We start from the raw sequence: 9,106 nt of genomic DNA, 5'->3' as shown, positions 1-9,106 counted from the left end.
GTCGGGATCCTCCACGGCTGCCTGCGTCACCACACCAAATACGACGAACACACCGCGTGGTCGCACCGCCAGAACATCGCCGGCGCCGACGCCGCTTGACAACTTACGCACCTGGGATGTCTAGCTGGGTGGGGTGGACCCCGGTGTCGACCAGGTACTCGAATGCCTTGCCGTGCTCGGCCCAGTGCTTGACTTCCTCGATCGGACTCTCGATCTGGGAGCCCGACACCGTCACCGGGCAGCCGACCTCGGTGATCAGGATCCGGCGCAGCCGCTCCTTGTTTTGTTCCAGCGCTTCGTGCAGCTGGGTCAGACAGTGGTAGCGGAAATCGAGGTCACGGGACCAGTCGGTGGTGTCGAACGCCCGTCGAGCGCGCCCACGGCGCGGGCCATGTAGTCCACGGTGCCGTCGGTGGCGCGGCCTGCCACCTGTTCGCTGGCTGGATGAACGACATCGAATGTCGCTCCACCCGCAGTGAATGCAGTTCGCCGTCGATGAGCATCCGCTCGTCACCGGCCAGCACGCCCGTTTCAGTCTCCGCTGTCGTCATCGCACTAGCACTAGCTTTACAAGTTTTTGTCCGAGTGTCACGCATTCCTGCGGACTTCCTCGAGCGTCAGCTGGTCCTGACCCCGACGGCGTGCCGGAGCTGCGCCAGGAACTGGTCGTCGTCGTCGCTGCGCACGATGTAGTGCGACACCGCGACGCGGATCGCCGTCGCCGCCTTGACGGCTCCGTTGGGCCCGGGCAGCAGCTTCTCCAGCTGGGTGCGCATGGTCGGGATGATGTGCGCCAGCCTGCCGATGACGACCTCGGGTTCGATGTCGACCAACCGCACGCCCGAGTAGGACTGCTGGTATTCGACGATGAACCGCATTGCGGCATCGACGCGGTCGTTGCCGCGCAACCCTGCTGTGGCCCGGGCGATGCCGGTTTCGAACATCTCGCGCTCGTAGATCCCGAAAGCGTCGAGCAGTTCCTGCTTGGAGGCGAACCAGCGGTACAGCGTCGGCCGGGACACCCCGGCCTGCAGCGCTACCTCGGACAAGCTCAGCTTGGTCTGACCGCTACGGCCGAGCACTTCGGAGGTCGCGACCAGGATCCGGTGCCGCGTCGAGGTGTCCTCGGCGGCGTCGGATGCTTCGCGTGCGGGTTCGTTCACGACCTGGCCTCGACTGCAGCTTTCGGTGGGGTTCGCTGTCGATCGTAGAGGGTGCCGGCCGTCGTGACCGGCGCCCGGCCGGGGGTGTCGCTCACAGAGCCGTCTCCAGCAGCGCGACGGTGTCGAGGTCCTCGAGCGCGGCGAGGCTGCGCTCCACCCCCTTCATCGCGATGTCCTCGGCCTGCATGCCGCCCATGCCCGCGGTGATCACAGCGGCGGCGTACGGTTACAGCGCGCCCTGCCGTAGCGGTTCCACAACTCGTCGCGATCCAGCTCGGGTCCGCCCGCACCGGCCAGTGCATCGCGGTAGACATCGAGCAGGTCGCGCTGCGTGGCTTGGCGTTGTTCCCTGGTCATGCTGGTGACCAGGGTGTAGGCCAGCTCCCGGCCGGGGTGGCCGCGACGGACCGCCTGCCAGTCCAACAGTCCCGCCTGACCGTCGCGGAAGTACAGGTTCCCCGGATGGGCGTCGCCGTGCATCACGGTGTGGGGAGGACGGTCGACGAGTGCCGCGACCGCGCGGTAGTGCTCGTTGATGAACTGGCCTCGCTCCAGCGGTAGGTCGGTCCGCTCGGCGAGGCGGCGCGACGATGTCTTCAACAGCGGGCCGGTCAGCATGGAGGCACTGTCGGCGGAGGCGGTGTAGAGCCAACCCAGCGGACCCCTGCCGGCCTGCGCGGGCAGGCGCTCCCAGTACGTCGCGTGCAGGCGGGCCAGCAACTCGACGACGGATGCGGCCCGGTCCGGGTCGATCGGGTGCAGGGTGTCGGGGAACTCGCACGGGGCCGCGGAAGAATCCGCCAGGTCCGCCAAATCTTTCAGGACGAGGACGAACCTGCCGGTCCACGGATCGAACTGCGAGCCGTAGCACAGTGGCACGCCGGTCAGTTGTGGTGCCAGCTGCCGATAGAAGCGCGTCTCGGTGTCGGCCCGGTTGCCGAGCTCACCCATCAGTCTGGTGGCGACGGTCTCGGCGGCCATCTTGACGAAGACGGTGGCGGGGACGCCTTCACCGGTGAGCGCGAGTCGCGTCCGTGAGGAGGTGCCCGCATCGCCGCCGAGCACTGTCACCGACGTCACGACGCGCCCGGTGAGCTGTGACATGGTGAGCGCGTCGAGGTCGCCGACGGTGCGCGGCATCGACCGCAACCGTCCGATTGCGGCGTCGGTGGCGATGCGTCCCACCCCGCGGCCCAGGTGCGCGGCCAGTCCGGCGACAGGTGCGATCAGGTTTTCCAGGACGGACACCTCGAGCCTCCCTAGGCTTGGGCTGTAGCCCCTACGGGCTTACAACGGTGCGGCCTTTTGTAATGGTCGCGGAGAAGGAAGGCTACATGGCTGGACCTTTGGAGGGCGTCAGGGTCGTCGAACTCGGTGTCTGGGTGGCGGGTCCCGCCGCCGGGGGGATCCTGGCGGACTGGGGCGCCGACGTCGTCAAGGTCGAACCGCCGACCGGTGATCCCGCCCGGACGGGCAGGTGCTCGCCGAAGTGGCCGAGCGGACGAATCGTTCGTTGTAACAGGTTCAACCGTCGGTGATCCCAGCGCCCGGGCGGGAAGAGGCGTGGTGTCTCACCTGGGCCGCATGACGCAGTTGGGCGAGGAAGTCTGCGCTGTCGTCGCTGCGCACCAAATACTGGGAGATCGCCACCCGCACCGCGGTCGCGGCCGACAAGGCAGCCTCGGGCCCCGTGCACAGGCGTTGCAGGCGCTCCCGCATCAACGGCAGCACCTCTGCCATCCGCTTGATGACCTGCTCGGGTTCGATGTCCACCATGCGCACACCGGGATAGGACAGTTGGTACTCCACGATGACGCGAAGGGCCGCGTCGAGCCTCTCCTGGGCGGGCAGTCCGGCGGTGGCCGCGGCGATGGCGTGCTCGTAGTAGCGCCGTTCCCACACCGCGAAGACGTCGAGCAGCTCGCGCTTGCCGGCGAAATAGCGGTAGAGCGTCGGCCGCGAGACGCCGGCCTCGGCGGCCACCTCGGACAGTGACAGCTTCGCCATGCCGTTGCGGCCGAGCACTTCTGCGGTGGCCGCGAGGATCCGTTGCCGGGTCGGATGGTCGGGATCGTCAGGGTCTTGTGGGCCGCGTCGAGCATCGGGCGACACCTGCGGCATGCACCCAGCTTTACAAATTCGCGACTGACTGTCACGCTATTCCGGAAATGGCACCCTCCCGGGATGAGTGGGAGCGCAACGCGATCGACCTCATCTACGTCCGGTAACCCACCTCTGGATCGGAGCAGCGATGAAGGTCGGCGTCGATCTCACCAAGTGCACCGGGCACGGTATCTGCGAGTCCATCGCCGAGGAAGTCTTCGAAGTGCAGGACGACGGCACGGTGGTGATCCACGACGCCGAGCGCCCGGAATCCGACCGCGAGCGGATGCAACGGGCGGTCACGCAGTGTCCCGCCCCCGCGCTGACAGTGCACGACTGAGGTCCCGCAGCGCGGGGGACTACTTCGGCGGGCGGGGGCGCAGCAGGACCGACTGCTGGATCGCGCCGACGGCGCCGCGTTCGTCGAACAGCGCGCCGATCGTGGTGCCGATCCCGTCGGGCCCGTAGCTGGTCTCGGCGCGGATCCCGATTCACTGTCCCTCGGGCGTCCGGGTGCACGTGCACCGCCAGATCGGTGTTCAGAAACGTACACCGCCGGATGTCGAGCTTGGTTCCGATCCCGTTCGCGTCGTCGGCGACAGCGAACAACCGCTCCAGCGGCGTCATCGACTCACCCTTGACCAGACCGACCTCCGGCCTGATCCAGGACTCACCCGGCCCGTCGCTCATCGGCTCGGTGAGCCAGCGCCAATCCAGGCTGTGCACGTAGTTTCGGTCCCAGTCCTTCTTCATGTCCCTGCCGACCGCGTCGGCCACCGGACGCAGCGGCGGCGCGGGGGCATGCGCGACCGCGGTGGTATCGAGCGTCTGCAGTCGCCACCCGCTGGCCCGGGCGACCGGACGGAGTGCGCCGTCGGGACCCGGCGCCGACATCTCGGCGGTGATCAACTCGATCTGCCTACCCGGGCGGTCCCGCCGCGCGCGGACCCACAGCTCGCCCTCCGCGGGCACCGGACCCAGCAGGTCGATCAGCACGCGGCGGAGCCTGGTGTCCTCGCGCGGATCGCACCGCTGTAACCCACGCACCAGCAACGCCGACACCGGTGCGGCGTGCTGGATGGCCGCGGACCAGGTGCTGCGGACGAAGTCGGTCGCGGTGAAGCGCTGGCCGCGCGCATCGTCATCGACCAACTCGTAGTAGGAGTCCGACATCTCCACCTTTCAGCACGGTTCAGTCCAGCGCAGCCGCCGGGACATCAACGATGGTGGCGTCCAGGCGGGAGAGCTTCGTCCCGACGAGGCGCTGGGGGTAGGCGTCGGTGGATGACAACAAGAACAGCGTCCGTCCCTCCGGGCCGCCCAGCGCGCACGCGATCGCCGTCCGGTCGCCCATGTCGATCCGATCGGTCACGGTGGCTGAATCGCCGGCGCCGCCGGCGGTGGCTGAATCGCCGGCATTGGCGGTGGTGATCCGCTGGAACTGGTGGGCCAGTGTCATCGCCGTCCAGACCCCGCCGCCGTCGTCGAGGCAGATGCCGTCCGGCGGTCCGTCCAGGTCGTCGGCGAAAACCCTTCGTTCGCAGAGGGATCCGTCTGCAGCGATGGTGAACGCGGTCAACCGGCGCGCAGTCGACTCCGCCACGATCAGCGTCGCGCCGTCGGGGGTGATGGCCATGCCGTTGGGGAAGTCGAGATCGCCGGCGACGACGGTGGCGCGCCCGGCGCCGTCGCGCCCGGGGTCGACCCGCACGATCACCCCCCCTTCGCGGGCCTCCGAGCCGACGTAGGCGCACCCGTGCCGATCGACGACCATGTCGCCGAGATCGGCGGGCACCAGCGCGGACAAATCGGCGACCGTGGTGACCGAGTCGCCGTCGTATCCGAGCAGCTGCCTGCGCTTTGTGGACACGATCAGCAGTGTCCCGTCGGGGCGGAATCCCAGCCCGGACGGTGAATGCCCCGCCAGGTCCAGCGTGCTCATCTCACCGCCGAGGGTCACGGTGTGCACGGCCTCGCCGAGCATGTCGGAGAACCACACAAGGCCCTCGAACCACCGGGGGCCCTCACCGAAGCAGAATCCATTGGCAAGTGGTGTGGGGGTCATCGTCCCAGCACCAGCAAGGGGCGAATCGAGACTTTACAAAACATGCGACAAGTGTCACGCTCCCTGGGTGTCACTGTCAACAGGCTACCTGCAACATTGGCGCACTCGCTGGTGAGGGGAACTGCCGGCGGTGAACATGAAGAGATACCACGGCCACACCCTGCTGTACCTGCACGAGACGATCGATCTGGGGTCAGCAGACAGCGCGCAGTTCGTCTCGGAGTTCAGCGACGTCTACCAGCCCATGATGACTGAACTGGGCGCGCGACTGTTCGCGATGTGGGAGACGACCCCGTACAACGGGCACTGGCCTCAGGTCACCGTCATCTGGGAGATCGACGCGTTCGCCGACTACGCGCGCATCGGTCGTGCGCAGGCCGCGGCGGCAGCCACGAGGCGGCTGCCGGCCAGTGGACGCGGTATCTGCGCAACATCGGTGCACGGGGCGAAGACCGGATCATGTACGCCGGACGGAGCAACAAGACGCTGGCTCAGCTGCAAGAGACGAATTTCCCAGCGGGCCTGGTGATCCAGGAGATCATGCAGACAAGCCCGGCCGCCAGGACGACTACATCCGCGAACTCGAGCGCCTCTACGTGCCCTGGTCGGAATCCACGGGCAAGCGCTGGCTCGGCTCGTTCATCACCACGTTCCGGTTCAACGAGGTGATCCACTACTGGGCGCTCGAGGGGAGTGGGCCTGCTTCGAGAACCATTACCCGTCGTGGAAGGACAGTCCGCCCGCCGAGATCGTCACGTGGATGAGCGTCGCCCCCGCGTTGCGTGACGGCTGGGAGGACTCCACCCTCCCCGCTCCAGTGAGCACGGAAATGCCGACGACGACGTTCACCTACGACCCCTTCGATCCCGCGGTGATGGCCGACCCGCTCCCGTACTACCGGGTGCTGCGCGACGAGCACGCAATGTACCACATCGAGAAGTGGGACACCTACGCGCTGTCGCGATTCTCCGACATCTGGAATGTGTTGGAGCTCAACGACGGAACATTCGTCGCCTCGGAAGGCGCCCTGCCCGCGGCAGCGGTGCTCGCCGAGCACAACAACGGGCCCGTGTCCGACCCGCCTCTGCACCCCCTACCGTTCCACGCGAACTTCGACGCACCGATCTACGACCAGATCCGCCGCTGTACCGCGGCACCGTTTCGGCCCAAGTCGGTCTCGAAGCTCGCTGAACGGATCAGAACGCTGGCCAACGAGCGGCTCGACGAACTGCTACCGCGTGGCAGGGTCGATCTGATCCAGGAGTACGGCGGAATCGTCGCCGCGTCGGTGGTGTGTGAACTCGTCGGTCTACCAGTTGATCTCGCTGCCGACGTGCTGGCCACCGTGAACGCCGGCAGCCTGGCGCAGCCGGGCAGCGGTGTCGAGGTGGCCAACGCGCGTCCCGGCTATCTGGACTACCTGACCCCGGTCGTGGCGCAGCAGGTCGGGCGATGGTGCCCCGCTGCCGATCGTGGACAACCTGCTCGACTACCGGCTTCCCGACGGATCGGCGCTGTCCGACACCGAGGCCGCCGTACAGATGCTGGGCGTCTTCATCGGCGGCACCGAAACCGTGCCCAAGATCGTTGCCCACGGTTTGTGGGAACTGTCCCGCCGGGGTGAGCAACTCGCCGCGGTGCGCGCCGACCCGGCCGGCAACGTGCCCCTCGCCCGCGAGGAGATGATCCGCTACTGCGCGCCCGCACAGTGGTTCGCCCGCACGCTGCGCCGGCCGTTCACCCTCCACGGCACCACGATCCGGCCGGGTCAGCGGATCATCTCGCTGCTGGCCTCGGCCAATCGCGACGAACGTGAGTACCCCGAGGCAGACGAGTTCATCTGGAACCGGCCGATGTCCCGGCTCCTGGCGTTCGGCCGCGGCCAGCACTTCTGCCTCGGAGCTCACCTCGCCCGGTTGGAGATCACCATCATGGTGACCGAATGGCTCAGGCGGGTAACGGATTTCCGGGTGGACACCGAATCCGCGTCGCGACCGCCGTCGAGCTTCCAGTGGGGATGGAACACGCTCCCGGTGGAGGTCTGAAATGTGGTCCCACCGGCTTGTCGCCCCGTTCACCTTCGAGAAAACCGAGGTGCGGCAACACTCGCCGGAATCCCTGGACGAGGGGCAGGTGTTGTCGCGATTTCTGGCGGCCGGCATCTGCGGCAGCGACCTGCCGGGATTCCGCGGCGCCAAGGGCAGGCTGCCCGGTGACACCGGTGAATGCGCGGCGGAGAAAGACGGTTTTCCGATCCACGAGGTGGTGGGCGAGGTGATCGCCAGCTGCCACCGCGGTCACCGGCAGGGGGATCGGTTGGTCGGGTGGGCGTCGGGTTTTGACGGGCTGATGGAACAGGTCGTCGCCGACGGTGACGGTCTGGCGCCCTATGACCCCGCGTTGCAGCCCCAGCAGGCCGCGTCGGTCTGCAACCGCTGGCCTGCGTGCTCTACGCGGTCGAGCAGCTGCCGGACCTGGCCGGCCGGAATGTCGCGGTCCTCGGCCAGGGTTCGATCGGGCTGCTGTTCTCCTACGTGGCCAAGGCGGCGGGCGCCGCACAGGTCACCGGTGTCGATCCCGTCGACCGAGACGAGGTCGGGCCGGCATTCGGGGTGGACACCGTGGTGCGGGCGACCAGTGATCGCTGGGTCAGCCGACTGGCGCCGGAAGCCAGGCCCGACGTCGTGATCGAGGCGGTCGGGCATCAGGTCGCCACCCTCGGCCACGCCATCGAGGCCGCGGCGCCCGGCGGCACGGTCTTCTACTTCGGCGTGCCCGACGACGATTCGTACCCGATCAGCATGCGGACCATGCTGCGCAAGAAACTCACTCTGAAAGCAGTTGTGACACTGGACCGGCGGCGGGTTCTCGACCGGGCCGACGCATTCGCGCGCGAACACCCCGATCTGCTGAGCCGCTACCTGACACACACGTTTCCCGCCGACGACGTGCAGGCCGCTTTCGAGCTGGCATGCCGGCCGGTCCCGGGCAGGATCAAGATCGCGATCGTGGCCCTGTGACGGCGGCGAGCAGACTGCAGGACGCGTTGGCGGCGAAGACACATGTGTGGGGCGGCTGGGTGGTGGCCCCGACAATCCTGGGTCCTGAGGAATTCGCCGGCAGTGATTACGACTTCGTCGGATTCGACGTCCAGCACGGATACCTCGGCGATGCCGACGTGGCCCTGATGCTCCGCAGGCTCGAGCACCTCCCGCTCGCTACCGTGGTGCGGTTGCCGACACCCGATCCTGCCCCCATCGGCAGGGTGCTGGACGCCGGTGCCGACGGCGTCGTCGTCGCGATGGTCGAGTGCGCGGCGCAGGCGGCGGCGGCGGTCGCCGCGACCCGCTACGCCCCGGCCGGGGTACGTAGCTTCGGCCCCCTGCAGACGAGCATGGGCACCGACCCGGCCGCCCTGCAGGCGAGGGTCTCGGTTTTCGCGATGGTCGAAACGGCCCGTGGGCTGGCCGCGATCGACGAGATCTGTGCCGTAGACGGATTGGGCGGGGTCTATGTCGGCCCGGCGGATCTGGCGATCTCCATGGGGCATGGGCCCGCCGATGCGTGGACGTGCCATGACGTCCGCGATGCCATGGCACGCATTCACCACACCGTCACCTCGGCGGGGCTGGTCAGCGGCGTCCACGCCGGCACCGGAACACTGGGCCACGCCGCCGCCGAGCTGGGGTTCCAGATGATCACGCTGGCCTCGGAGTCGCAGGCGTTGCGCCGCGGCGCCACCGCCCATCTCGCCGAGGCGCGCGGCGCCCCGATC

At 68.0% G+C, this 9,106-nt stretch carries 6 protein-coding genes and 6 pseudogenes; 6 read left to right on the top strand and 6 right to left on the bottom strand.

Annotated features, from left to right (window positions below; genetic code table 11):
- Positions 1-121: 121 nt before the first annotated feature.
- The 3 genes and pseudogenes from WA944_RS23915 to WA944_RS23905 all read right to left on the bottom strand — a co-directional run.
- Positions 122-551, bottom strand: a pseudogene (locus tag WA944_RS23915) (aldehyde dehydrogenase family protein); the annotation flags it as partial.
- Positions 552-617: 66 nt separating this feature from the next.
- A complete protein-coding gene (locus tag WA944_RS23910) occupies positions 618-1,163 on the bottom strand; it encodes a TetR/AcrR family transcriptional regulator (RefSeq protein ID WP_526372748.1) in 546 nt (181 codons plus the stop codon).
- A 91-nt stretch (positions 1,164-1,254) separates the two neighbouring features.
- Positions 1,255-2,411: pseudogene (locus tag WA944_RS23905) on the bottom strand (phosphotransferase).
- Between the two features lie 86 nt (positions 2,412-2,497).
- Between WA944_RS23905 and WA944_RS23900 the strand changes: the two are divergent.
- Positions 2,498-2,701, top strand: coding sequence for a CoA transferase (locus WA944_RS23900; RefSeq protein WP_526372747.1), 204 nt, complete (start codon positions 2,498-2,500; stop codon positions 2,699-2,701).
- On the opposite strand, the gene WA944_RS23895 is transcribed toward WA944_RS23900, so the two are convergent.
- Complete coding sequence (locus WA944_RS23895; protein ID WP_526372746.1) at positions 2,688-3,284, bottom strand: TetR/AcrR family transcriptional regulator; 597 nt, start codon at positions 3,282-3,284, stop codon at positions 2,688-2,690. The genes WA944_RS23900 and WA944_RS23895 overlap by 14 nt on opposite strands.
- A gap of 130 nt (positions 3,285-3,414) precedes the next feature.
- Between WA944_RS23895 and WA944_RS23890 the strand changes: the two genes are divergently transcribed.
- On the top strand, positions 3,415-3,606 hold the full coding sequence (locus WA944_RS23890; protein WP_526372745.1) for a ferredoxin: 192 nt from the start codon (positions 3,415-3,417) through the stop codon (positions 3,604-3,606).
- Positions 3,607-3,625: 19 nt separating this feature from the next.
- Here the strand turns inward: WA944_RS23890 and WA944_RS23885 are convergent.
- Both WA944_RS23885 and WA944_RS23880 read right to left on the bottom strand, forming a co-directional pair.
- Positions 3,626-4,439 (bottom strand): annotated as a pseudogene (locus WA944_RS23885) (acyl-CoA thioesterase domain-containing protein).
- Positions 4,440-4,458: 19 nt separating this feature from the next.
- Complete coding sequence (locus WA944_RS23880; protein ID WP_526372744.1) at positions 4,459-5,331, bottom strand: SMP-30/gluconolactonase/LRE family protein; 873 nt, start codon at positions 5,329-5,331, stop codon at positions 4,459-4,461.
- A 136-nt stretch (positions 5,332-5,467) separates the two neighbouring features.
- Here WA944_RS23880 and WA944_RS23875 point away from each other — a divergent pair.
- From WA944_RS23875 to WA944_RS23860, 4 genes and pseudogenes are all read left to right on the top strand, one after another.
- A pseudogene (locus tag WA944_RS23875) lies at positions 5,468-6,145 on the top strand (NIPSNAP family protein); the annotation flags it as partial.
- Positions 6,146-6,160: 15 nt separating this feature from the next.
- Positions 6,161-7,376: pseudogene (locus WA944_RS23870) on the top strand (cytochrome P450).
- Position 7,377: 1 nt separating this feature from the next.
- A pseudogene (locus tag WA944_RS23865) lies at positions 7,378-8,351 on the top strand (zinc-binding dehydrogenase).
- Positions 8,303-9,106, top strand: an 804-nt coding sequence (locus WA944_RS23860; protein ID WP_526647416.1) for an HpcH/HpaI aldolase family protein, incomplete at its 3' end; no start/stop codon positions are given. The pseudogene WA944_RS23865 and the gene WA944_RS23860, both read left to right, overlap by 49 nt.

The organism is Mycobacterium sp. (assembly GCF_049683355.1).
Taxonomy (GTDB): Bacteria; Actinomycetota; Actinomycetes; order Mycobacteriales; family Mycobacteriaceae; genus Mycobacterium.
This window is presented reverse-complemented; position numbering and strand designations above follow the sequence as displayed.